The organism is Aquimarina spongiae (assembly GCF_900141785.1).
Taxonomy (GTDB): Bacteria; Bacteroidota; Bacteroidia; order Flavobacteriales; family Flavobacteriaceae; genus Aquimarina; species Aquimarina spongiae.
Map to the genome: position 1 here is coordinate 302,973 of NZ_FQYP01000005.1, position 24,762 is coordinate 327,734.

The window sequence follows — 24,762 nt, forward strand, 5'->3', positions numbered from 1 at the left end:
AGTTAAGTGACAGAAACAATATCAAATAACGAACTAAAAGTAATCGGAAGCGAAGAGTGGTGCGTCTTCAATGAATTTGGCATTCCTGCAATCAAGGCAAGAACAGATTCTGGTGCTAAAACCTCATCTATTCAAGCTAATAATATCAAACTGATTCATAAAGGAACTGAAGAATGGGTGCGTTTTGAGGTAAACCCTATTCAGGATAACAGAAGTATTGTAATTAGATGTGAAACCAAACTTCATGATAAAAGGGTGGTGAAAAGTTCTTCGGGAATTGCAGAAGAACGTTTTGTAATTAAAACACCACTAACTTTGGGAGAAAACACTTTCAATATAGAACTTACACTAGCTAATCGTGATGCGATGGAATATCGTATGCTATTGGGACGAGAAGCATTGATAGGTCGATACATGGTAAATCCATCAATAAGTTTTGCCCAACAAGTTTTTACACATGAAGAAATTCAAATAAAGTATAAACCTTTCCTTAAAGAGAAATCTGGGTTAAAAATTGCATTACTAGCCAGTAACCCAAATTTATATAGTAACAAGCGTATACTGGAAGCAGGTATCGCCAGAGGGCATGAAATGGTATTTCTTAATGTAGAGCAGGCGTATATGAAGCTGGATGCTGCGGAACCCGAAATACGTTACCGAGGAGGGAATATCATTGACGAATTTGATGCCATTATTCCTAGAATAAAACCTTCGGTTACATTCTATGCTTGTTCACTAATTAGACAGTTTGATTCGATGGGCGCTTATTGTTTGAATTCTGCCGAAGCAATTACGCAATCCAGGGATAAGCTATTAGCGACCCAGCTTTTTGCGAAACATGATATTCATATCCCAATTACGGGATTTGCAAAATCTCCTTTAGACACCAAAGATCTGATCAAAATGGTAAATGGTGCCCCTTTGATCATCAAGCTACTTGAAAGTACTCAAGGAAAAGGAGTGGTATTGGCAGAAACTAATAAAGCGGCAGAAAGTGTAATTAATGCTTTTAAAAGTGTGCAAACCAACATTTTGGTACAGGAATTTATTAAAGAAGCGAATGGCCAGGATATCCGATGCTTTGTGGTTAACGGTAAAGTCGTGGCATCGATGCAGCGGCAAGCAGCCAAAGGAGAATTTAGAGCGAATATTCATCAAGGAGGTTCTGCGTCTAAAATTAAAATCACTGCAGAAGAGCGAAAACTGGCAATCAAAGCAGCCAAAATATTGAATTTACCTGTTGCAGGTGTAGATATCATTAGGTCAAACAAAGGTCCACTTTTGCTAGAAGTAAACTCATCTCCAGGTCTTGAAGGTATTGAAAATGCTACTGGATTGGATATCGCCAACATTATGATTGAAGCTATTGAGAAAAAATTGAAGTTTAAGAGATAAAATGATAAAAACTATGTAGCAACGTATTACTCAACTAATACTTAATTGATGAAAATTAAAAAGCATAAACAGAAATCAAGACTGATAGTTTATCAAGGTGATGAACTACTAGTATTTCAAAAAATAAGTAATAAACTTAAATATGGATTAGTTGGTGGGTTTTTAAAAAAAGAAGAAACTCCAGAAGATGCGCTTATTAGAGAAGCTTTTGAAGAGACGGGGGTACAATTTTTAAAAGAAGATCTGGATTATTACAGCTCTTTTACTGTGGACTGGGGGAATAATCAAAAGTTATCCAAACACTATTTTGTTTGTAAGGATCCGAATAAACCATTTTTCCTTAAAGAACCCGATAAGTTTCGGAAAATTGAATGGGTATACTGGAAAGACACCATGGAATATTTAGGTAAATCCGACCGGAAGGTGATCAAATCTCTTTTCAAACCATGTAAGATTAATTATTAAAATCAGTGCATAAAGGTGTAACTATTAATGAAAATGTTGAATATGGAATATTTAAGAAGTATTATGATGGATATTATCAATTCATAATGGATAATGGAGACACCATCGTTTTTGAATCGATATCTCGTTTAGCTGCCAGGAAATTTGACCTTAAATCGGATACGTTTAAAGGTAAGTATTTTGAGATTACGTACTCAGAGCATATTGAAGACGATGATGAAGACTTTGTGTTATTTAAAATTGAAAAATTAGAACTAGCTTAAATTCAAAAAATATAAATAGTATATGTGACTCTCTAAACAAAAATGTGTCATAACTAAAGAAAAAAACAATCAACCCATCACGTGTAAGTATCTAAGAGATGATTTACTAAAAGCGCCAGACTTGAAGTGATAACAATCTGGTTTTTTTAAACAAGGTAAAACGTAAATCTTACATATCATGAAAAATTCAAAAAACGTACTGTTCGTCCTAATAGCACTATTTTATTGCACGCTAACCGTAAAAGCACAAGGATTAGATGAGGAAACCGAAACCATCACTGGAGTATTCGAAGGTTTTGACGGAGAACACTTTAATTTTAACTATACTACAGAAGATGATGAAGAGGATGTGATGTTATTTGCCAAAGCTAACCCAGAAGTACTGGAAAAATTTAATTTAAGTAATTCAAAGTACGTAGGCAAAGTTTTTAATGTTACCTATATTTCAGAAATCGAAACAGAATTGGATGATGATGGGGATGAACAAGAGTATACTGTTCGAACTATAATTGATTTAGAGTTGTCCAACTGATTATTAGTAATCCCTAATTCATAGCAAAAGTACCAGTAGCAAGAGAGTAACTGGTACTTTTTTGTTGGTTTAAGTAAAAAATGAAAATCTATTTGCCCCGAGATTTTACTTCCCAACATGAAAATTTGAAAAAATATTATTCAATAAACAATTGTTGTAGAATGATTACTTAACTTCTGTTTTATAGTTTTTTAACCGGAAAAACTGATCATCGTATAACCTGTCCAGAGGAATAGCAATATGTTTGTCTTGGTACTTTTGTAATTCTTGAATAGCATTAAAACCTGCAGCTGTATAAATAATAGTAGCCTCTTCGTAATAGGGCAAAGCCGGAAATACATTTTTTGAAAAGTAAAATTGAGGGTGTGAGAAATCAACATCTACTTGGGTCAATACTAGTATTTTGAGTGTAGTCCAATTTCGCTCTCTAAGATTATTTGAAACAAATTCACACAGCCGAAGTACGTTTTTTTTTCCTCCGGAGTGCACCAAGAGGCCATAAGGAGTAGAGCAAGAAAAAGGGTTTTTAGTCCCTTTTGTTTCTTGGAGTAGCGATAGCTTCTTTACGTTTTTTGAATTTTTTTTAATCCAGTTTTGGTGTGTTGTGTAAAGGGGTTCTAGTAGCAAAGTTTCTTCAAAACAAAAGTATTTGGGTGTTGGTACCTGAGCTAAATAATTTTCCCATTTTAGTATTCTGGACACATAGTAAAATTTTATATGACTATGGTTTTCATAAATAGAAAGCAATTCACCTTTTAATCCAAACGGAAAAGCATCAATATAAAACCGTTTTATGGAATGTTTTTTTAGTACTTCATCAATGACAGTTGTCCACTGATTTTTTGAATCTTTCCAGTTCAGTTTAACAAATTTGTAGTTTTTGAAATGATGACAAAATTGGGATGGGGTGATAATCAGTACCTCATGATAAGTGAATTGTAAGGTTTGTATCAATTTTTCTGTTCGGGTAAGATGACCCAGTCCTCCACCTTGTACATAAAATAAATACATTAATACCCTTTTCTATTCAATTCTTCTTTAATAATGTTTCTTTGGATTTCAGGAATTTGAGAGATCATATCGACCAAAATGGAAGGTTGATAGGATTCCTTGTTAAGTTTTTTTTCTGTTTCACCTTTTATGTGGAGTAGCTTTTGTGCTGCGTCAAATTGAATTCTGGCGATTTCCGTTTCCTCTTTTACAAGTTTGGCTTCGTATTGATTAATTAGTTTTATTTCGTAGGGGTTCAAGTTTTCTTCATTATCGCTGATCTTAATTTTTGTGTCATACAGTTTTATCTTCCATAATAGATCAGAAGAGGGAGTTCTTAGTTTAAATCCTTCGGGTTTGTATTTTACTTCATAAATGACGTCATCATTTTCATTATAATACTTTCGCTTATCAGATTTTGTCATTTTGGAGTGATAAGCAACTGATATAGAAGTTTCATTATCCGGACTTGCCTGAGACGTTTGTACAGTATTGTTACATCCTAATAGCATTAAGGATAGGATTAAAATTGAAAATATTCTCATGGTTGTTTTTTTATAGATTATATGAATTTAGAAAAAATGCTTAGATAATTTTCGATTTCTTTTTGAGGGGTATATTGTTTTTCTATTAAACGAAATAGTGTTTCTGTTTTTTGTTCTAAGTCACTAGCTGAAGCTTTTACAAAGTTTTCTAACTGATTTAGAAGTTGATCTGTTGATAGCACATCAAAAAGATAGGCATTTTCTGCAGTCAATACATCTTGCAGTCCACCGGCTCTAGAAGCTAAAATAGGTACTTTTAACGCTCCGGCTTCAAATAGTACATTTGGCATACCATCATAAAGAGATGGAATGATAACCGCATCACAAACGAGATAATTGGCAATCAGAGATGTTCTTGAATCAGGTGTCGTTACCGAGTAAGATATTTCATTAGTTTTGATCAACCACTCTAATTCTGGATCTATATCACCTATGATTCTAAAGTGTAATTTTTCTTTTAGATAGGTGTGTTTTATCGTTTCAACTAGAAAAGAAATGCCTTTTTTCGGTTTCAGATAACCAATCAATCCTATGATATGCTTGTCTTTTTGATCAATATCCTGTTTGATCTTGGTAGCTAGCTGTTTGTCAAGATCAGAGGTAGCCCATTCTGAAAGGTCAATCGAGTTATGCGTAAAAAATACATGATCATTTAGTCCTAATTTTTTTACTCTACTTGCTTTTTCTTGGGTAACGCATGCTATCGCATTAGAATGTTGCACTGCATACAATACATCTTGCCTTTTTTGTGAGAAAACAGCATGGTCAAAATCATTTCCTCTAAAACAAGAGAGTAAAGGTTTTTCTAACCATTGAGAAAATAAAGGTATTCCTTTTAAACATAGGTTGCTTCCATAGCTTACCAAGCAGGATGAATTCTTAACCAATTCATCTTTTTCTACAAAACTCCATGCCACGTTTAAGGTAAATAAAAAATCCTCATAAACGGGTAATGCTGTATAACTACCTCCTACTTGTTCTTCTCTCTCGAAGGCTTTTGCTTTATTTGTAAAATGAAATACATGAACGTGGTAATGTTTTCGTAAATTTCTCACGATACGATCACAACTTCTTGCCATACCTCCTTTGTTTGGAGGATAATTTTCTGTGAACCAAATAACTTCCATTAGCTATAGAAGAATGTTTCGTCATTACCCAGATAATCATCTTGGTTGCTGTCTGGCCTAGCAAAACTATCCATATCAGAAGAACTCCATTCTCCGCCGGCACCAGCTCCTCCAAATCCTCCTCCTCCAAAACCTCCCTCAAAACCATCGTCATTACTTTCAGAGTTGATTGGGGTACTTGTGGTAATTATGACATCATCATCATGAAGATCATTATCAGAGCTTTTAGGGTTTGAAAACAGATACACCTCCCAAAAGCAATCTTCACAATACCCTTTTTTTTCTAATATGCGATAATGAGAATTACATACCTGTTTTTGACATCTTGAGCACTCATTTTCCGCTTTTTGACGGCAAGAAATGTTTAAAAACACACCTGATTTTTGTTGGCAATTCATAGAAGATTGTATTAATTTAAGGGTGGAGGGCTAGCTAGAGGTTGAACTATATTTTTTTGATATAAATGTGTCATGATCTGGGTAAAAACAGATTCGTTTGATTTACTTTCGGTACTTACTTTATCCGTTAGATGTAATAGTTTAACCTTGTCTCGTACTTTAATCACAAAATGATTTTGCTCTTCCTTGACCATGATGTTATATGTATGTTCATCTGTAGAGACGTTATTTTGCGAAATCACCCGATATTTGTTTTTATCGAGTTTTAAACTTAAGGAGTAAAACATCTTATGTTTGTACTTTGATTTTGTTTTAATTTTTCCACTACTTCTTCTTTTGGTAGTGCTAACTTTTAGCGAAATCTGATACAATGAAACACTACAAATAGATCCATCTTTAAGTCTAAGGTTGGCTTTGTAACGTTCCATTCCATATGGTTTATAGGTAACTCCCTTTCTTTTGGATAAATTCAACTCTGCTGGAGGTATAGAAAATTTAGCATTTTCTATTCTATTTAAATTCAGAGTTACCTTCATTAGATTTCTATAGATATCACCTTTTATCGCAATAATGAATTTGATGAGTTCGTGGATAGCATCTTTGTGAACAAAATCATGTTTATCGAAAATAGCCAGTGCAGCATAGAGAAAGAAAGAAAAAAAAGCAGCGACTGCAATTGGAGCAATACTCAAGTCATTTATCGATTCTGTGCTCAAGAAAGAAATGAAAAAAACAAGTATCGGAATCAAAAAGACCAAGTGCTTTGGTTGTAGTTTTATTATAAAAGATGATGGACGAAAAATATGATTTTTACTAAAAATCAACCAATATTCACTGGTCCTGGAAGCAGTTATTTGCTTCGTGCTTTTAAACGTTTTTTTATCTTTTTTTAATAATTGGTTAAATACAACTGATTCCATTTACATATATTTCTTTCATTTTTTTTTCCTGAAATTCCCACAAAAAATTACGGATCACATAGTTCTTTGCGTTATCTCCTACACTTTTGAGGGTGGAAGTGTTTTGTACTAAAGTACGTATTTTTCTCCCTAATAATTCAGGACGATCCGGCGGGACCAGAAAACCGGTGTTATTATCATCAATAAATTCATGAACTACGGCAATATCTGAGGCGATTACAGGGGTTCCATATCCCATGGATTCAACAATCTTTAATGGGTTGCACCCTTGCTTTAAATTTCGATTGCATGCCGATAGTGGAGCAATGGTGCATAGTGCATTTTTAATTTTTGAAGCTAAAGAATTCTTGTCTAGTTCAAAATGCCAATCTATTTTATTTTCCACACCAATGTCTTCTGCCAATTTCTTGAGATACAAGGCTTTTTTTTCTGGTACAGCAATACACATCACTAATCTCATATCTAGATCTTTGACCTCTCTCATTGCTTTTAAAAGTGTTTTTAAACCCTGCCATTTTTGAATAGCCCCAAAATACAATATATAAGGGTTGGTACTATTAGTGGTATCACTCTCGTAAATTGTTACCCCATTAGGAATTAAATTTACTTTATTTTCTGAGATAGAAAACCTTTTTTGTATGTAGTCTTTGGTTACTTTAGAAGGTGTAATGATAATATCTGAGTCATGTACACATTGGTTTTCTAAAGATTCGATTTTATGAATAATCCCTTTATGAATCTTTGCATATCTATATGGTAGTTCTATGCTAGGGAACGCATTAATTTCAAAAATTTTTCTGGCGTTTTTAAAGCTTTGTACTGCAGGAACCCCTCCCCAAATATCTCTAAAATGCACTAATTGGATGTCTTGACAGAGGTCGCTCTTCATGAATTTTAAAATGTCTTCGCTAAAAAACTGTGTTCGTTTTAAAAAATTCAGTTCCTTTCGCTTCCATCGATATACATACAAAGATCGTTCTTCGTCAAATTGAAATTGTGGCATTTCATCTGTCCCTAAGCAGATTAATAAACCAACATCAAAAGTGTTTTGTAGCGCTTTTAGGCAATGATTGATATGAGTAGCAGCTCCTTTTGTAGAAGGGAAAACATCAAATGCTATGTATAGATACTTCGGTTGGGACCTCATTAACTTTGTTTAGTATTGCAATTTATGAACTTGTAGTTAATTTAACCTCTAGATCTATAAAAAGAAATATGATAACTAAGAGGAGCCAAGTTCATCTCCAATAGCAAACTTGGTACCTTATACATAATGACAAGAGTCTCATTCTTGCATCTTTATGAATTCTAATTAATAATACTTTCTTGATTTTTCAATTATAGTATTATATTGTAGAAAGAAATTAGAAATCATCTTTAATATATACCATAAAATGAGTAAAGCACCCTTTATAAAAGAATTAACCTTGCCGGCTGTGGCGGCCCCCATGTTTTTAATCTCAGGACCTCAATTGGTTATTGAGTGTTGTAAAAATGGAATTGTAGGTACTTTTCCGGCATTAAACCAACGTACTTCTGAAGGATTCGAAGAATGGTTGATTGAGATTAAAGAAGCACTTTCTGATTATGAAAAGGAAACAGGTAAAAAAGCAGCACCATTTGGTGTAAATCTCATCGTTCATCATTCAAACCCTAGATTAAAAGCGGATCTCGCTTTATGTGTTAAGCATCAAGTGCCATTAATTATCACTTCTTTGGGTGCTGTTTCAGAATTGGTAGATACGGTGCATAGCTACGGGGGATTAGTATTTCATGATGTTATCAAAAAGCGACATGCCGAAAAAGCTAGCGAAGCAGGAGTAGATGGATTAATTTTGGTTGCCGCTGGAGCAGGAGGACATGCAGGAACCTTAAATCCTATGCCATTTATTACTGAAATTAAACAGTTCTTCAAGAAAACCATATTACTTTCCGGTTGTATTAGTACAGGAAGAGATGTAGCCTCTGCTATGCAGATGGGTGCGGATTTGGCGTATATGGGTACTCGTTTTATTAATACTGAAGAGAGCAAAGCTCCAAAAGAATATAGAGAGATGATCATCAATTGTGGAGCAAGTGATATTGTGTATACTGCTGCTATTTCTGGAGTTGCTGCCAATTTTTTAGGCCCGAGTTTACAGGCTATGGGGATTACCGAAGAAATGTTGACTAGAAAAACCAAAGTAGATTTTGGTGAAGAACTAACGGTTGATGAAAATGAAGCTAAAGCCTGGGCTACGATCTGGTCGGCAGGTCAAGGAGTGGCAGCCATTCATGATGCACCTAGCGTAAAAGATTTGATTTCAAATTTGAAGCAGGAATTTAAAACTGCCATTCAACAGCAAAATCAGTTATTAGAAACCTATGGATAGTGATAGTATCAAAGATTAACTCAACATGGTGAACCTTAATACTTCTCGGCCCTGCTATGGGCAGTTTTAACTTTCTATTGGACCATTTTCACAAAGTATTAAACTTTGATACCTAAGTTTGAAACCATCTTACCTAAATTTTAGCTTCTAAGGTCTAATGTTAGACCACTACAACTCATGTACGACTACCCAATGTTTTTTATACCTTGTTGGTGGTAGTTATTTTGGAGGTAAACTCATTACATAATCATAACTTTCATTTAAGTATTCTGATAATTTATCTAAATCTTCCCACATTTTTTCGGGAATCAAAACATAGCCTTCCATAGTAGCATTGTAAGATTTGTAAAGTGTGGTGTCAAATTCTTTTAGATACTTTTTTTGTACTTCTTTAGAAAATCGGATTCCTATTTCTCCCGCTTTGTTAAAAAGCGAAAACATATAACCATTGGTAGATGTATAAGGCATTGTTTTTCCTTTTCTTTCAAATCGCTCGCATTTGTCAATAAGGCTATCGTATATTTTTAATTTGTCTTCCCACATAGTTTTATTGTTTTTCAACAAATTGCTTAAATTGTTGCATCCATTTTTCTCCTTGTTTTCTGTACATTTTTGGAAATAGAATTGCCATTAATTTTGGCATAAACCAGTTAATTCTGGTATACTCATATTCATACTCATATCGGGTTTTCGTATCGCTAATTTCTATGAAAGTACATTTCATAGTATTTTCCATGTGTTTATGGTAGTAATTTGCTTCAAAAGAATCGGGAAGATTGTTTTTGGTAATGGTTTCAATTAAAATCATATCCTTATTACCATACTTATAATACATTTTAGACTTTGCGCCGTTTTGGTTTTTCGTACCACTAATCAATTCTTTTTTTATGAAACCATCCTGATATTCTTTGTTGTAATCCGAATTTATAAATAAATCCGTTACTATTGATCTTGGTTGATTAATCACAAGTGCTCCTTTATGCTTCATAATGTTAGCTATTTAATTTGAGAAGCATAAGTAGCTAATTCTGCTTTAGCACTGGTTACAGAACGGTTTTGTAACCTATATTTTTTTAAGATTTTAAGTTTTTGATGTATTCGGAAGGAGCAATCCCCTCAAATTCTTTGAAGACTCGGTAAAAAGACACTTTATTATTAAAACCAGAATCGTATGCAATTTCAATTAATTTTAGTTTGTTGTCTTTGTCACGTTTTATAATTTCTTTCGCTTCTTTTAGTCGGTATTGATTTACTAATTTTTTAAAAGAGCAATTAAATTTTTGATTGATTATTTCTGAAACATAATTGGAAGGTAACGAAACCGATTCTGAAAAGATTTTAAGATTTAGATTATCGTTCAAATGTATTTTATCAATTTCAAACAAGTTTACAATTCGTATTTGATCATTTTTTCTTTTAGTAAGATTATTCAGATTAGTAGGTTTGCTTGTAAAAATTAATGTTTTGTCTATTAGTTTATAAGCAATGGATTGAATCAAAAAAGTCATTGCTAACATACTTACCTGGTTAAAAACAGCAAAATTGTAATTGCCCAAAGGCTGAAAGATAAAATAGATGAGATGTATGAGTAAAAAAATGGAGTAACTGATAAGTATGGTGTAATACCAGTTTACTAAAACATTATTAGTCACTTGTTTTTTAAATTGTTGTAATTTTTTGATGCCAAAAAACACATAGACTCCTATGTATGCAAAGAAGCTCAAGAAAAAGTAAAATTCAAAACTGGTGTAAGATGGAATTTTGGTCATAAACCTGTTTACGGTTTCTAATTTTTCTGTTCCGCTCAAAAAATAAAACGGAATGTTTAACACTAACATCAAACAAAACACGACGAAATGTAAATAGCTCTTTTTTGATAATTTAAACCCCTGTATAGTTATTGACAACGCCATAAAAAAGAGTAGAGGGGGTTTTAGAAAACTAATTGGGGTAGCGATTCCCAAAAGATGTGGCATAGAATTTATAAGTTCTGTTTCTACTAATAAGCGTTCAAAAAGAATAATTCCTTCTACAATTAGCAGTGTTGCCAGTAATTTTTTGAATGCTGTTCTGTCCGAACTTAGTAAAACATAGGCAATAAAAAATGCCTGACAAGTACCAAAAATGATAAGGATGTTAATTATCAATGAAATTCCTGTCATTGTTTTTTATAGAATTGTTTTTTCAAAGATAATGAGTTTGGTTTTTTATGGAAGTGGTTAACTTTTTTCGTAGTTCAAATTACCGTTACCGGTTTTGTGTATGGAAAGTTGTGTACTTGTGTGCGAGGGTTTCCCAAGGAAAAATCAGACGTAACAAAATAAAAACTGCTCTTGGTTAAGTACTAAACTGCGCAATTTTTATACACGGTGTTAGGTGCAGTTTTTATACTCCACCACCATTTTTTTGATTAATTAATGTTCCGTGCATAATTAGAAAAGCAGGATAATATGAATAAATAACTAACTCTATTAATTCAATCGTAGGTTTTTGTTGATTTAATATCTCACAGCTTATTTCAAAAGTTGAAAAATCACCTTTAGTTTTTTTATATCTTAATAGATGAGTTTTATTTTCATCATAAAGATTAAATTCTTGCTTAAAGGTATTGATTTTCAAAATGAATTTTTCTTCTAAACCATCTTGATTAAAACTAATTATGCTATCAAGAAGCCAATTAAAATTAATTGAACCTATACTTTTTGAATTTTTTATGATATTGTACTTATATTTTTCCCACCATTTGCCTTTTGCTTCAAATTCAATAGTTTCTCCTTTGTACTCAGTTTTTCCAATAGATTCACAATCAGATTGTAATTTGAAAATAGATATTCCATTTTCAATTAATTCAAAGGACTGCTCATTGTAGTCTGTTCTGATAATCATTTTATAGGTTTTGTTTATTAGAACAGAAATATTAACTTTTGTTACAATATTTCAATAAAAATGCTTGAGTCAAATCGCAGATAACGTATGTGTATAGTTACCTCAATCAGATGATATTTCAGAATATAAAAACAATAATCTCCAACAAAAAAGCGATAGCTCGTAAAAATAGAGTTAGCGAAATAGAAAAACAAAAGTGGGGTTTAGTACAGGACCGGACGATAAAAACGGCCCATATCTACCAGAATAGGGACAAACAGATCACCATAGGGGACTGCTAGATTCCCATTGTCCCCAAATCACTATATAACATCCCGTTTTTAACGAGGTTGAGCACCAATTATTGGTTATTTCTATTGTATGGTTCTATTTTGTTATGAAATAATATTCAAAAGTTCATAATAAAAACCTTCCAACATGAAAAAGCAAATACAATTTATACTGTCTACCATCTTTATGGTATCAATAGGCCTTACTGGCTATGGACAGCAACCGCAAATAGATGACTATTTTTATACAGACAACGGTATCGGATATGCAATAACTAGCACTAGCCCTAAGGAGGTAAAGATTTTTGGGCACCCTAAAGGTTTCCCAGCAGGTTCTTTTGTTAGAAAACTAGACATACCTCCAACCGTAACCTGCCCCAATAATGCCTTTAGGCCAACAAACAACGGAACGATAAGGATTGATTGTCCTCAGGGAGAATATAAAGTTACCGGTATTAATAGTGAAGCTTTTGGTTATGAGTATTGGTTGAGTGAGGTCACCATACCGAACACTGTAAGATTTATTGAGCAGCAAGCTTTTGCAGGAAACGAACACGACCCTGACCTCCACGACAAATTGAGAATTGCGTTGGTCATTCCCAATAGTGTGGAAAGGATTGACCTAAGGGCTTTTGGATATAGCGGCTTGACTGGCGTGACCATTAGTCAAAGCATTACCAGTATTGAGAATTCGGTTTTCCAGGGCAATAACTTGGAGAGCGTGGTTATTCCCGATAGAGTGACCACAATTGGTCTTTGGGCCTTTGCACTTAACGAATTGACCAGTGTGACCATTGGTCAAGGCGTTACCCATATTAGGGCTTCTGCTTTTGGCTTTAACAAGTTGACCCATGTAGCCATTCCCGATAATGTGACCACTATTGAGGCTGGAGCTTTTAGGAATAACCCAATTACCACAGTGGTATCAGAGCGCACAGATCCCCCATCAATCCAGACAAACACCTTTACAAACCGTAACCAAATAGATGTTATTGTCCCCAAGGGCGCATATAATAATTATGTACGAGCTTGGACAGGTTTTGGCTTTAAATCTATCAGAGAAAAAGTAGACGTTGGCGACACCTTTACGGCTAAAGGTATCGAATATCAAGTAACGGCGCTCGGTACCCCCAACGAGGTAATGATTATAGGTTACGTGTCTGCAGTTAACAGAGTAGAGATCCCCGAAACTGTAAGCAATGGGGGGAATGACTTTACAGTTACCAGTATTGGAGAAAGTGCTTTTCAGTTCAATAACTTGAAGAGTGTGAACATACCTAACAGTGTGACTAGTATTGAGTTTGGTGCTTTTGCTGGCAACGCCTTGGAAAGTGTGGACATACCTGGTAGTGTGACCAGTATTGGTAGTGGTGCTTTTAATAACAATGCCTTGACCCTTGTGAACATACAGGATGGTGTGAGAATTATTGAGGGTAATGCTTTTTCCGAAAATCCAGACCTTGCCGCAGTGGTGTCAATTGGCACAGATCCTCCATCGATTGAAGTAAGTACCTTTATAAACCGTAACCTAATAGACTTGATAGTGCCTGTAGGCACGAGAAATGATTATGAAAATGCAGGGTGGATGGGCTTTAGATCCATCTCAGAAGGGATTGGGGTTTCAATAGAAGCGCCGGCGAGAATAGCTGATGTATCACCCTTTACGATCACCTTTCGGTTTGATTTGGAAGTGACAGATTTTACGATAGATGACATTAATTTGGACAATGCTACCGCAAACAATTTTACAGGTAGCGGTACTGAATATACCGTAGAGATCACACCAACACTTTGCAATGGTCTCATTACCATTCATGTCCCTGAAAATGCAGCTGTAGCTGGACATCTAAGCAATGTCACCAATTTGCCAGCAAGCGTAGAGGTAAAGGTTAATGCCGTATTTGAACCCGAGGTAAGTAGTTCACTGGTCGAATATTGTGAAGGTGATAACGCCGTTGCATTGATGGCGACCGGAACAAATTTATTATGGTATACTGAGCCAACAGGAGGTACGGGAAGTACCACGGCACCGGTACCAAATACGGGAAGTGCTGGGGACACATCCTATTATGTAAGTCAAACAAACAACGACAACAATTGCGAGAGCGAACGCGTAGAGATAGTAGTTCGTGTCAAACCCCAGCTAGTAGCTCCAATAATAAGTTCAAATACCCCGGTATGTTTTGGTGAAAATGCCATATTTACCATTACAGGAACCCCAGGTGATATGGTAACCTATAGCGGGGCCCTAAGTGGAATGGTAATTATAGAAGCTGGTGGAACGGTAAACGTAGCAGTAAACGGGGCAGACTCGGATACGACCCTGGAACTAACAGAAGTAACCAATGGGGGCTGTAGTATGCCGTTATCGGGAACAGCCACGGTAATCGTTCAGGGTGATCGATTAATAACTATTGCCCAGGATATTACCGTACAACTGGATGTCAGTGAACAGGCGTCCATTACCCCAGCACAAGTAAACAATGGTTCAAGGGGTGGTTGTAACAACTCCGATTCTATCTTCTTAAGTCTGGACAAGACTACTTTTACCTGTGACGATGTGGGGACTCCAGTGATGGTGACCCTTACCGCAGTACAAGGAAGGCAAACGGCTGTGGCAACGGCTTTGATAACAGTAGAAGCGCATGTAAATAACCTTGTGGCAATGGCCCGGGACATGACCGTACAGTTAGATGCCAATGGAGAGGCGACCATCTTGCCAGAGGATATAGACAATGGCTCTACTTATGGCTGCGGCAACACCCCAGAATTGAGCCTGGACATAGATACCTTTACCTGTAATGACATAAATACTCCGCTGATGGTTACCCTTACCGCTACACAGGGTGCCCAAACGTCTACCGCCACTGCTATAGTAACCGTAGAAGCGATTGGCAATTGTGGGACTGGTGAGCCCCTTGCGGATTTCAATAGAGGGTTTTCCCCCAACGGTGATGGCATTGCCGATAATTTGGTGATTCAAGGCCTTGAAAAATATGAGAACAACGTGGTCAAGATATACGATCTAAGCCAACGCTTGTTATTCAGTGCCCATTATGGCGGTCCCGGCGATGCCTGGGATGGCACTTATAAAGGCAGTAGGGTACCTGTAGGTTCTTATGTATGTGTAATCGACTACAACGAACCTGGGTTGGACCACGAAGCAAAAATGATCTATGTTAATTATTGATGTTTTTGTTTCTCCAAATAACCGGGCTTCGAGAGCCTCAGCCCTCGGTAGCGTTCCGAACCCTGCGGACCCTGAGGCTCTCGAAGGGTCGAAGGGAGAGCTACTCCCTATTTCCATAAAATAATCCTCACAACTTATATAAATTATAAACCATAAATATATAATACGAATGTCCAAACAAAATTTTGAAAAGAAACTAACCGAATTAGAAAACATACCACAAGAATTAGTTAAAGCACCATCACAACCGGTAGATGTCACTACACAAGAAGCCGAAGACCTATTTGTTTGGGCGCAAGAAGATAAACAAGTACTAGTTAGTATAGGATTGGATTGGAGCAAATATGTAATCGATCTACCGATACGAACAGGAGCGTGCCGTTATGCACAAGCCATTTGGAACAAAGAGCGCTATAGCCAGGAAGAAGCTGCCAAGGCCTGGAAAGAAGAATCGCCCAAAGCTTATGAGTTTAGAAACGATTTGTTGGCTGATATGCGTTTTGCGTTTAGAAAACGCCCAGATCTATTAGGACGGGTACGCACTATTGCAGGAGGCGATGGCAATGCAGATATGATCCAGGATTTGATGGATATTAGCGTGCTAGGAAAAGGAAATCTTGCCGAATTTGAAGCTATTAAGTATGACCTATCGCGTTTTGATGTTGCTGAACAAAAGTCGGACGGCCTGGCCGAGCTATTAGCCAAAGCGAATGGTACAACTTTAGACAATTCTAAAGCCAAGAACATTCGTGACCGTGCGTTTACACACCTTAAAGAAGCCATGGATGAGATTAGAGATACGGGTAAATACGCCTTTAGAAAAGATCCAGAGCGTTACAAAGGCTATATAAGCCGATACCGACGTAGGTGAGACTTGTTCATAGTTGATGGTTGATGGTTGATGGTTGTCCGAATTGAAAACTTTTTAAGTTCTCATATTTTTTAAAAGCTTACTACCACTGGCCCGCGCACTGGGTTGGGCTCTCCGCGTCACGCGGACGCCTCGCCTTAATGTGCGGGCTTCTTTTTACCCTGTGCGGACGTGTCACCTCATACCGCTGGTCGATACATCTAGTGCGCGGGAGGGTCACCTACCTATACGGAGTAGCTACCGAGTGCCGTTGGTCGATACAACAGTGTAGGGGAGGGTTACCGACTTGTGCGGGTGAGGTTTGGCGCGATGTTGGTCGAGGGAATTTGTGTTATAGATTAAAAAATCTTTTGGGATTAAGGTTTCTGTAATATTTCCTATTGATAAAGTTGTATTTTGAATTTTTACAAACTCACAAATTTCTAAACTAAGTTTCTAATTTTTAAAAAACTTATTGAATGTAACCTAACAATTCGCTTAAACATAAACAACCGAATATTCTAATACAGCAAGTGACAATTCTATTGTTTATAGGGAGTTAGAGAATTTGAGAGACAAACAAGTGACAAATAAAATCTAAATAAAAGAAAAAAAGGAAAATCTAAACCTATTCAAACCTGTAAGAGTGACAAAAAGGGTTTTATTCAAAACTACTAAAAAGTTCTTATTCCAGATTCTAACAAGGCAATTTTTATTCAAGACTATTCTGTAAAACATCAGCTAAAAAAGATATGTTCCAACAACATAACCTAGAATATCTTGAAGATGAATTTGATGCGGTATGTCAGTCGCCGGATAAAATCGTAGAAGTGAATACAGAATTGTGACCTCGTCAAGATTTAGACTACCTTTCTATACCTTGAAGCTTTAGAGTTTAAACTTGTGGATACCAGATTTGATTGAGATACATGAGTTTGTAAAAGAGTATTCAATCAAAAAAGAGTTTTTAATTTCCAACAACTTCAATCCTCTGAGCTCATAACAGGGAAGATGAGGCCATTAAATAGATATCGCGAGGTAGAGGAGTAGGCAGCTCCTCGCACTCATAACCCGAAGGTTGCAGGTTCGAGTCCTGCTTCCGCTACTTTTCAAAAGTTAAAGCATTGCTCTTCATTTCTTTAGTTTTTTTGTTCTCTTCAATTTTTATAATGTTTTTGCCTAATTTAAATTACTAATAATATACCCTCCTTTTAAAAGGATGAACAATTTAACGTATGATTTCGAGATAATACTTAAATTAAAGGTATCTTTGCAATGATAAAATTCGTAAAGCTTCAATTTAATTTTGTTTTTTCAAATTCAACATTCTTTTCTTGCTCTCTTTTTTTCTCGGCAATAGTGCAAAAAACAATTTTAAGTTAAATATTAAGGATAACAACATAGGTTTGAATGTTGTTTTCAGCGTAGAACAAGTCTTCACAATTGAATATTCCTGTTTGTTTCTCCATTAATATTACGTTTATACGTTGTCTCCGAATTATAGGAGGACAGGCTTAAAACAAAAGTTGATAGTATCAAAAATCTAAAATTTTCAAAAAGAACAAACTCTGAGTTTTTAAAACATTGAGAAACAGGGTGAACAATTATTTCAAAACAAATAAAATCGAAAAGCATGCAAATAACAGCATGATCTTTAAAACTATTGTAATGCTTATGGTGTTTTTTGTGCATTAATATTAGTATTGCTGCAGATACAGTTAATGAATATGGAATACCCCTTATCATACAAAAAGAACATTTTTTTCAGCCATTATGGACCATATTAGAATTTTGTGAAAGTTGGAAAAATGCTAATTATACCTATAGAATAAGGATAGAATTTTAAGACAATAAATAAAAGAACTATGAATATTATAAAACAGACATTAAACAGAATAATAAATAATAAATACAAAGTAATGAAAGAAGGAACAGTAAAATTTTTCAATAGTGCCAAAGGGTTTGGCTTTATTACACTCAAAGATTCCGATGAGGATATTTTTGTACACCAAAGCGGCATTATAGATGAAATTCGTGAGAACGATAATGTAAAATTTACGATGGAAAGAGGTCAAAAGGGAATGAACGCAGTCAATGTTGAATTGATTAAATAAGAAGTCCTGTCGCTCTAAGAATATTGAAAAGCCATCTATTAAAGATGGCTTTTTATGCCTTATATCCTATACTGACAATACGCTTAAATTTTGAGTATGCAACATACAATCTCAAATACAATAGAGGTGTTGTGATCGTTTGAGAATGCTTAAAAATATATTCTCAAAGCAAAATTCTATACAAAAAAACAAAAAATGACATTACAGATAAAACTTTTCTTAATAGCACTGATTTCTTTTACCATTGGCTATTCCCAAGAAATAAATCGAATAGAACAACTACAGGGAGTGTATCAAGGACGTGTTGAAGGAGGTTATTCGTTTTGTTGTAAAACCGTATCTGGATTTGATGAGATATTGGTTTTTAATGAAGTTCTGTCTGTTATACTTGAGAAATATCCATTACACACGGATAAACATATTGGAGAAAATTTTATCATCTCGTTTACTAAGGATATAATTATTGAGAAAAAAAAGAGTAGAGAGGTGTCAACCATATTGCGCTTACAAAAGCTTGTACCTGGGTAACATGTTCGAGAATGATATAAATCCTAATTTCTAACGTATAAATAAATACCTTACATATAAACCTTTATAAATATGAGTACAAAACTATTCATAAAATACATGGTTAGTTTGCGATGCAAACTAATGGTCAAAGAAGAGTTAAAAAAACTTGGATTGCATTATGTTGTTTTAGAATTAGGTGTTGTTGAGCTCTTGGAAGATATAACCAAAGACCAATGCCTCGAACTGAGGAAAAATCTAAGTAAATCTGGCTTAGAATTGATGGAAACTAAAAAGAGTATTCTAATTGAAAAAATCAGAAACGTTATTATTGAAATGATTCATTACACAGATGAATTGCCTAAAGTCAATTATTCTGATTACATAAGTAAAAAAGTTGGTTATAATTATACATATTTAGCAAATATATTTTCAGAAGTGAAAGGAATTACCATTCAACAATTTATTATTATCCACAAAATTGAAAGAGTTAAAGAATTGCTTATTTATGACGAACTAAGTCTTACAGAAATCTCTTATAAATTACACTATAGCAGTGTGGCACATTTATCTAATCAATTCAAAAAAATCACGGGTTTAACTCCTACTTTTTATAAAAAACTGAAAGAAAAACGTAAAGAAAACCTAGAAGATTTATAATAGATAAACATCATAGTGTATAGTTTGTTCGATGTTCATAAAACTTAATCCTTAAGAAAAGTGTGATATATGTAATCTAGGTTCGGACTAGTGTAACACATTAAACCTTTAAATGACCGATTTTTGATACATATCAAACTCCTTTTTATACGTGAAGGGGATATTAATAATCTAAAAACAAAAAGTCATGTCAAAAGGAAAAGAAGGTAAATCGAAATCGAGTAAAAAAGCCCCGGCAAAAAGTTTGAAAGAAAAGAGAGCTGCAAAAGCTGCAAAAAGAAAAGAGAAAAGGAGTGAGGAATAAATAGTACTATCAAAATGTAGCTAATGTATTCTAGTTTAGCATTAACCTTCTATAATTTCATTCAATGAAAAATCAAGAATTAGAAAAATCCCTTAAGCATAAATTGGTGGATACTATTGATTATGTGCCTGGATCTGTGGTGATGAAAGCAATTCTAAAGAAAAAAACAGGAATCGTAGCCATATCATCATTTGATAGTGGAGAAGCATTGACTTCTAAAACTTCTCCTTTTGACAATCTTATACAAATTATAGATGGAGAAGCTGAGATTATTATTAATGAACAGTCAAATATCATTGAAACAGGTCACGCAATCATTATCCCTGCTCATACAAGAAATATAGTAATGGCAAATAAACGATTTAAAATGATATCGATTATCATTAAAAGTGGTTATGAAGACGTAAGTATCTAAAATTTGAAAACAAAGTATATGGAAAGGCAAGAAAGTAAATTCAAACCAGGCGATACTGTTTATGCCAAAGTAAACCCTGAAGTTAAATTGATTGTACGATTATATTACCGGAGGATATACTATTGCAAATTTGCCAAAGATCCAGAGAAAAAAGAGGTTGTCTTTTTTGAAAGAGAGCTTTTATAATAGTGGTAATAAAGACAAGAGTTGAGCACTAAACAAGACTCCTACTAAATGACACAACGATTAGATATAACAAAAACTCAAAATCTTCATTTTAGTATTTTAGAAAGAAGACCAAAAATTGCTTATTTTATTAAGGTTCATAGTTGCCCTCAACAGTTTAAGAGATTGTTTAAAGCTATTTATCATCCCGAAAATCATTACTTAATTCATATCAATCAAAAAACTGACAGCAATATAAAAGAAGATATTATTTTTTTTTTGGCAGATTATTCCAACTCTTATTTACTGAAAAGTACAACTATAGAGATAAGAAAATATAATATTGTTCAATCTCAACTTAATGGGATGAAATATCTCCTGAACCGTTGTCTGAAATGGGATTTTTTTATTAATCTAAGCGAACAGGATTTTCCTTTGAAATCCCAAGATGCTATTCTTGATTTCTTACACAGGAATAGAGGGAAAAACTTCATAAAAATGGTTAGTCAAGTTAGAGGCGGGACTGATACGATGAACCGTATTGAAAACTATTTTCAAGGCATTGATATTGGTTTCCTGAGCATACCCTTTAAAAAATCTTTCATGAAAAACGTGATTCCATATGTTGGGGAACAATGGATGATCCTGTCCAGAGCATGTTGTGAATTTATCTGTCATAGCCCTGAAGTTAAAAAATTTGAAGATTTCTATTATAACATACTAAATGCCGACAAATCATTTTTTCAGACCGTACTGATGAATACGTCATTTAAAGAAATAGTTGTAAACAATGATAAAAGAGCTGTTATATGGATAGCTGATGGAGATGTAAAGTTGAAACCAAAAACCTTAACAGAATCTGATTTTGACTTTTTAATGCAAGAAGAAAATTTATTTGCCCGAAAATTTGACACAAAAGTAGATGAATCTATATTACACCTTTTGGAAGAAGCTTTGAAAGCAGATCAAGTAACAAATAATACCAATGGTATAGATTTTAATCTTGTTTCAACAACTGATATGGAGGTAAGGAAAACAAATAAGACTTTAGATCGGGAGACATTTATAAATTCGCCAGCTCAACTACATAGACGACCACTTAACGGAAGTAAATAATTAATAAAGATGATAGGTAAATTTAAAATACAACCGCTTAGAGATTGGGTCTTGATAAAGGAGGATGTAGCACAGGAAAAACCTGAGGCAGGGATTGTCATCTCTGATACAATTAATAGCAATCAAAAATCTCAAAAAGGAATCATACTGGCAACTGGAAAAGGTAAAAAAGATAAGCCTTTGATTGTAAAGGTTGGGGATCTTGTGTTATTTGAAAGGGAGTCCGGAACAGAAGTCTCTATGGAAGGTGTTAAAATGTTTATTATCAAAGAATCAAACATCTTTGGTATTATTCGACCAGCCAATTTGGAAGTCATATAAAAAGATTTAACAGGCTTAGTTTTTAACTACAATGATGAGCCATCCGAGAATTTGAAGATTAATAAATAAACCTAAAGATAAAAAAGTGTTTTATCGAGATGTTGAAAAACAGTTGATTGTATATTCGGTGCTTCTAAAATACCAAAATGAGCGTATTCTTTATTTTTTTCAACAGCCCAGGCAATATTGCCATAGTCAAAATGCCAATACTCTTTATGGTCACATACAAAGTCCTCATCTTCGAAAAGTTTCATAAGAAGCTTTCGATTTTTCTTTGCTTTTTTACTTATATCTGGATGTTTAGGATAACATTTTTCATTTAAATCAATGTGTAATCCATCATTGGTTCCAAAATCAAGCACGTATTCCCTACGCAAATCATAAATCAGAGCATCAACAGCTCCTCCGGTTGCATGGGTAGATTGCATTCTTGGCGCAATGAAGTTTGACACTATTTCATTAATTTCTTCTTTGGTTTTTTCCGGATGTTTCTTTTTAATGAAATGGGTCTTTTGATCTGATAGTTTTTGTTGGTGTTCAAATGATCTCCACGCGGATCTAATAATTAGTTTTTTACCCTGATCGTACAGAAGCTTACTAATTCGCCCTATTTTTTTATATACTTCCTTTCTAACCAAATAGCGATAGTTTTTTTGCGGGGACTTTTCGAATATTAGATTAAAGTCAGAATCCTGAAGACTTATCAATGGCGAATTATCCTCCTTGACAGTCATCATCAAGGTTTTCTTTTTGTGCAACCTATCTTTTTCTTCGACTATAAGACAATACTCTCTTGCGCTTATTGGAGTAATGACATTTTTGAAAATATAAGATGAATTCATAGCAGTAGCTAGTGCACCATACTTTAATGTAAATGAAACATTGCTGCCAATTTTTAATTTTTCTTTTTTGGCATTGATAATAATGTGATCTCCACCAGCTCCCAGAATTTCAATATCTAATTTAGGAGTTAACCCTGTCACCATTACATCTTGGACGCCCATGGCTAGTATAGCTCGCGTTATCATACCCTGATCTTTAAATTTTGGCTTGTTACCAAAGGCATCCAAACCGATTTCACCGTTTGGTACTGATCCTTTGTTTTTTAATTCGATGACTTCAGCTACCAACATAAAAGCGTCTTGGTAAAGTTTCGGAATTGGCTTTCCGGTTAAAGGTTCATAGCCTAAAAATATGGACTCTCCAAGTCTCAAATTATTAATCTTACCTACATCATTTGTAGTAGTAAACCAATTATAATTAGCTGAGTTCCCCCCTGAGATGATAGATAACTTTATGTTAAACTTTTTCTCAATATTAATAGCAATTGCAGATAATGTGTCCATTTTTTCTGCAGTAGGCTTAACTCCTGAAAAACAAGCAAGATTTGTACCTATACCTTCAAGTTTAATACCTTTTAAGGTCAATACTTTTTTGATAGTATTTTCTAACTGTGATGGTAATATACCTTCACGTAAATCCCCTAATTCTACCATAAGTATGATTTTATGGATCTTACGGTGTAGGATAGCAAATTCTGAAAGTTTTTTTATTACAGATAACTCAGAATTTAGACTGATATCAGTATATAATACTACTGATTCTGTTTGACTGATCATTGGGGTTCTAATCAACAAGAAATTTGCTTTAACTCCAGCAATACGCATTTTTTTGATATTTGATATTCTTGAATCGGCAAGAATTTTAACTCCACTCTTCACCAAAATATTAGCAATATGATGATCTGCGCAAACTCCTTTAGTAACAGCAATTATGTCTATACCTTTTGACTGAAAAATAGAGGTTAAAATCTTAGCATTATGAGCAATTTTACTAAGATTGATATCTATTCTTGGGATTGACATAGTAGTGGGTTGACACGAATTAAATCAGGAAATATTTCTTGAAGTTTTTCTACCAACTTACTGCAGTCGTTTTTTAGGACATCAGTAACAGGTAATTGATATTTTTCTTCATAAGCCTTTGTTATAGTTTCAACTTCTTGGTCATTCATATCTTCGTGATTGATTGTTATTGCAATTACCTTGGACCCGGAGAAGGATTCTAACATTTTTATTTCACTCTCAAGTGTTGGCATTAGAATTTCTGGAAAATCACACCTGGTGCGCCTTTTTGGCGGATGCTGAAGGATAATAGCCTTTGGCATAGCACCTCGGAGGATTGCACTTGAAGAAGTAAATGCTGGATGACTAAGGGCTCCTTGCCCCTCTACTACGATTATATCAGGTTGTTCTTTAATGGCTTCTAGAATAGCATTTTCTACTTCTCCTGTAGCAAAGCCAGAACTTAGGACATCTATAGCAATACCATATTTTGAACCTTGAAGCATTCCTGTTTGGCCTGTGGTTATGAAGATAGCGTTTAACCCTTCATTTTTTAGAGCTTCTACCAATTTAAGCGCTGTGGTTCGCTTACCAACAGCACAATCGGTTCCGGATATCTTTATTATTGGTGTTTGAACACCTCTTATTTTGCCTGTAAAGAGATGAAGATTTTCTTTAGGAGGTGGTTTTCTTACATCAAAAATAGATACATTATATTTTTTTGAGAGACGAATACAAACTTCATCATCTGAAAGAAATTCAGGAAGTCCACTTAAAATGTGCATTCCAGCCTTAATGGCAGTGTAAATAATTTTTCTCTCTTCATCATTAAGTAATGGCTGGAGAGGAGCAATTCCATAGATAAAATATTCTGGAATACTATCCAATATTTCGATAGCTTGATTAAAATTCTGGAATATTGGTATCTCATTTTTGATTCCATCCAAATATTCCCCAGCATCAAGACCCGATTTTGTGCTATCAATAACACCAACAATTTTATACTTGTCAGAATGCCGGACAAGACCATTTGCTACTTTACCGTCCAATTTACCAAATTCATTTTCGCAGTAGACAATTGCCGATGTTTTCATAATTTTCGTGATTTAAGATA

26 protein-coding genes are annotated in these 24,762 nt (G+C 34.5%); 14 read left to right on the plus strand and 12 right to left on the minus strand.

Annotated features, from left to right (window positions below; translation table 11 throughout):
- Positions 1-6: 6 nt before the first annotated feature.
- The 4 genes from rimK (at position 7) to BUE24_RS13080 (ending at position 2,655) form a co-directional block, all read left to right on the plus strand.
- The gene (gene rimK / locus BUE24_RS13065; RefSeq protein ID WP_244548145.1) at positions 7-1,395 is read left to right on the plus strand and encodes a 30S ribosomal protein S6--L-glutamate ligase; all 1,389 of its coding nucleotides are present in this window, start codon (positions 7-9) and stop codon (positions 1,393-1,395) included.
- A 48-nt stretch (positions 1,396-1,443) separates the two neighbouring features.
- Entirely contained in the window at positions 1,444-1,860 is a 417-nt protein-coding gene (locus BUE24_RS13070; protein WP_139241992.1) for an NUDIX hydrolase, read from the plus strand.
- A gap of 5 nt (positions 1,861-1,865) precedes the next feature.
- Entirely contained in the window at positions 1,866-2,123 is a 258-nt protein-coding gene (locus BUE24_RS13075; protein WP_073316467.1) for a hypothetical protein, read from the plus strand.
- 178 nt (positions 2,124-2,301) lie between these two features.
- Positions 2,302-2,655 carry a hypothetical protein gene (locus tag BUE24_RS13080; RefSeq protein WP_073316468.1) on the plus strand — a complete coding sequence of 118 codons (354 nt, stop codon included), beginning with the start codon at positions 2,302-2,304 and terminating at the stop codon, positions 2,653-2,655.
- Positions 2,656-2,820: 165 nt separating this feature from the next.
- Here the strand turns inward: BUE24_RS13080 and BUE24_RS13085 are convergent, their stop codons facing one another.
- Genes BUE24_RS13085 through BUE24_RS13110 form a run of 6 tightly spaced genes read right to left on the minus strand, consistent with a single transcriptional unit; the run spans position 2,821 to position 7,782 of the window.
- A complete protein-coding gene (locus BUE24_RS13085) occupies positions 2,821-3,666 on the minus strand; it encodes a hypothetical protein (protein WP_073316469.1) in 846 nt (281 codons plus the stop codon).
- Positions 3,666-4,190 (minus strand): hypothetical protein, encoded by a 525-nt coding sequence (locus tag BUE24_RS13090; RefSeq protein WP_073316470.1) that lies wholly within the window; start codon positions 4,188-4,190, stop codon positions 3,666-3,668. Before BUE24_RS13090 ends, BUE24_RS13085 begins: the two co-directional genes overlap by 1 nt.
- 17 nt (positions 4,191-4,207) lie before the next feature.
- Complete coding sequence (locus BUE24_RS13095; protein ID WP_073316471.1) at positions 4,208-5,317, minus strand: glycosyltransferase family 4 protein; 1,110 nt, start codon at positions 5,315-5,317, stop codon at positions 4,208-4,210.
- On the minus strand, positions 5,317-5,715 hold the full coding sequence (locus BUE24_RS13100) for a hypothetical protein (protein ID WP_073316472.1): 399 nt from the start codon (positions 5,713-5,715) through the stop codon (positions 5,317-5,319). The genes BUE24_RS13095 and BUE24_RS13100 overlap by 1 nt, the downstream gene beginning before the upstream one ends.
- A gap of 11 nt (positions 5,716-5,726) precedes the next feature.
- Positions 5,727-6,635 carry a hypothetical protein gene (locus BUE24_RS13105; RefSeq protein WP_073316473.1) on the minus strand — a complete coding sequence of 303 codons (909 nt, stop codon included), beginning with the start codon at positions 6,633-6,635 and terminating at the stop codon, positions 5,727-5,729.
- Positions 6,616-7,782 carry a glycosyltransferase family 4 protein gene (locus BUE24_RS13110; RefSeq protein ID WP_073316474.1) on the minus strand — a complete coding sequence of 389 codons (1,167 nt, stop codon included), beginning with the start codon at positions 7,780-7,782 and terminating at the stop codon, positions 6,616-6,618. Before BUE24_RS13110 ends, BUE24_RS13105 begins: the two co-directional genes overlap by 20 nt.
- 247 nt (positions 7,783-8,029) lie before the next feature.
- On the opposite strand from BUE24_RS13110, the gene BUE24_RS13115 reads away from it, so the two are divergent.
- Entirely contained in the window at positions 8,030-9,007 is a 978-nt protein-coding gene (locus BUE24_RS13115; protein ID WP_073316475.1) for an NAD(P)H-dependent flavin oxidoreductase, read from the plus strand.
- 219 nt (positions 9,008-9,226) lie between these two features.
- On the opposite strand, the gene BUE24_RS13120 is transcribed toward BUE24_RS13115, so the two are convergent.
- From BUE24_RS13120 to BUE24_RS13135, 4 genes are all read right to left on the minus strand, one after another.
- The gene (locus BUE24_RS13120) at positions 9,227-9,550 is read right to left on the minus strand and encodes a hypothetical protein (protein WP_073316649.1); all 324 of its coding nucleotides are present in this window, start codon (positions 9,548-9,550) and stop codon (positions 9,227-9,229) included.
- A 4-nt stretch (positions 9,551-9,554) separates the two neighbouring features.
- Positions 9,555-9,995, minus strand: coding sequence for an SRPBCC family protein (locus tag BUE24_RS13125; protein ID WP_073316476.1), 441 nt, complete (start codon positions 9,993-9,995; stop codon positions 9,555-9,557).
- Between the two features lie 85 nt (positions 9,996-10,080).
- A complete protein-coding gene (locus BUE24_RS13130) occupies positions 10,081-11,169 on the minus strand; it encodes a helix-turn-helix domain-containing protein (protein ID WP_073316477.1) in 1,089 nt (362 codons plus the stop codon).
- A 223-nt stretch (positions 11,170-11,392) separates the two neighbouring features.
- Positions 11,393-11,893, minus strand: coding sequence for a hypothetical protein (locus BUE24_RS13135; protein WP_073316478.1), 501 nt, complete (start codon positions 11,891-11,893; stop codon positions 11,393-11,395).
- A gap of 417 nt (positions 11,894-12,310) precedes the next feature.
- On the opposite strand from BUE24_RS13135, the gene BUE24_RS13145 reads away from it, so the two are divergent.
- The 9 genes from BUE24_RS13145 to BUE24_RS13185 all read left to right on the plus strand — a co-directional run bounded on the left by BUE24_RS13145 (position 12,311) and on the right by BUE24_RS13185 (position 21,804).
- Positions 12,311-15,352 carry a leucine-rich repeat protein gene (locus BUE24_RS13145; RefSeq protein WP_073316480.1) on the plus strand — a complete coding sequence of 1,014 codons (3,042 nt, stop codon included), beginning with the start codon at positions 12,311-12,313 and terminating at the stop codon, positions 15,350-15,352.
- Between the two features lie 169 nt (positions 15,353-15,521).
- Complete coding sequence (locus BUE24_RS13150) at positions 15,522-16,223, plus strand: hypothetical protein (RefSeq protein ID WP_073316481.1); 702 nt, start codon at positions 15,522-15,524, stop codon at positions 16,221-16,223.
- Positions 16,224-18,121: 1,898 nt separating this feature from the next.
- Entirely contained in the window at positions 18,122-18,316 is a 195-nt protein-coding gene (locus tag BUE24_RS13160) for a cold-shock protein (protein WP_073316483.1), read from the plus strand.
- Positions 18,317-18,511: 195 nt separating this feature from the next.
- Positions 18,512-18,844, plus strand: coding sequence for a hypothetical protein (locus BUE24_RS13165; RefSeq protein WP_073316484.1), 333 nt, complete (start codon positions 18,512-18,514; stop codon positions 18,842-18,844).
- Between the two features lie 72 nt (positions 18,845-18,916).
- Positions 18,917-19,483 carry a helix-turn-helix domain-containing protein gene (locus BUE24_RS13170; protein ID WP_244548146.1) on the plus strand — a complete coding sequence of 189 codons (567 nt, stop codon included), beginning with the start codon at positions 18,917-18,919 and terminating at the stop codon, positions 19,481-19,483.
- Positions 19,484-19,851: 368 nt separating this feature from the next.
- Positions 19,852-20,202: a cupin domain-containing protein gene (locus BUE24_RS13175; protein ID WP_073316486.1), complete on the plus strand. Its 351-nt coding sequence runs from the start codon at positions 19,852-19,854 to the stop codon at positions 20,200-20,202.
- An 18-nt stretch (positions 20,203-20,220) separates the two neighbouring features.
- On the plus strand, positions 20,221-20,388 hold the full coding sequence (locus BUE24_RS23960; protein ID WP_170864598.1) for a hypothetical protein: 168 nt from the start codon (positions 20,221-20,223) through the stop codon (positions 20,386-20,388).
- Between the two features lie 48 nt (positions 20,389-20,436).
- Positions 20,437-21,483, plus strand: coding sequence for a beta-1,6-N-acetylglucosaminyltransferase (locus tag BUE24_RS13180; RefSeq protein WP_073316487.1), 1,047 nt, complete (start codon positions 20,437-20,439; stop codon positions 21,481-21,483).
- A gap of 9 nt (positions 21,484-21,492) precedes the next feature.
- Positions 21,493-21,804, plus strand: coding sequence for a co-chaperone GroES (locus BUE24_RS13185; protein ID WP_084549524.1), 312 nt, complete (start codon positions 21,493-21,495; stop codon positions 21,802-21,804).
- 71 nt (positions 21,805-21,875) lie between these two features.
- On the opposite strand, the gene BUE24_RS13190 is transcribed toward BUE24_RS13185, so the two are convergent.
- Both BUE24_RS13190 and BUE24_RS13195 read right to left on the minus strand, forming a co-directional pair.
- Positions 21,876-23,669, minus strand: a complete 1,794-nt coding sequence (locus BUE24_RS13190; RefSeq protein ID WP_073316488.1) for an alanine racemase — start codon at positions 23,667-23,669, stop codon at positions 21,876-21,878.
- Entirely contained in the window at positions 23,651-24,742 is a 1,092-nt protein-coding gene (locus BUE24_RS13195; RefSeq protein WP_073316489.1) for an N-acetyltransferase DgcN family protein, read from the minus strand. Before BUE24_RS13195 ends, BUE24_RS13190 begins: the two co-directional genes overlap by 19 nt.
- Positions 24,743-24,762: the final 20 nt, after the last annotated feature.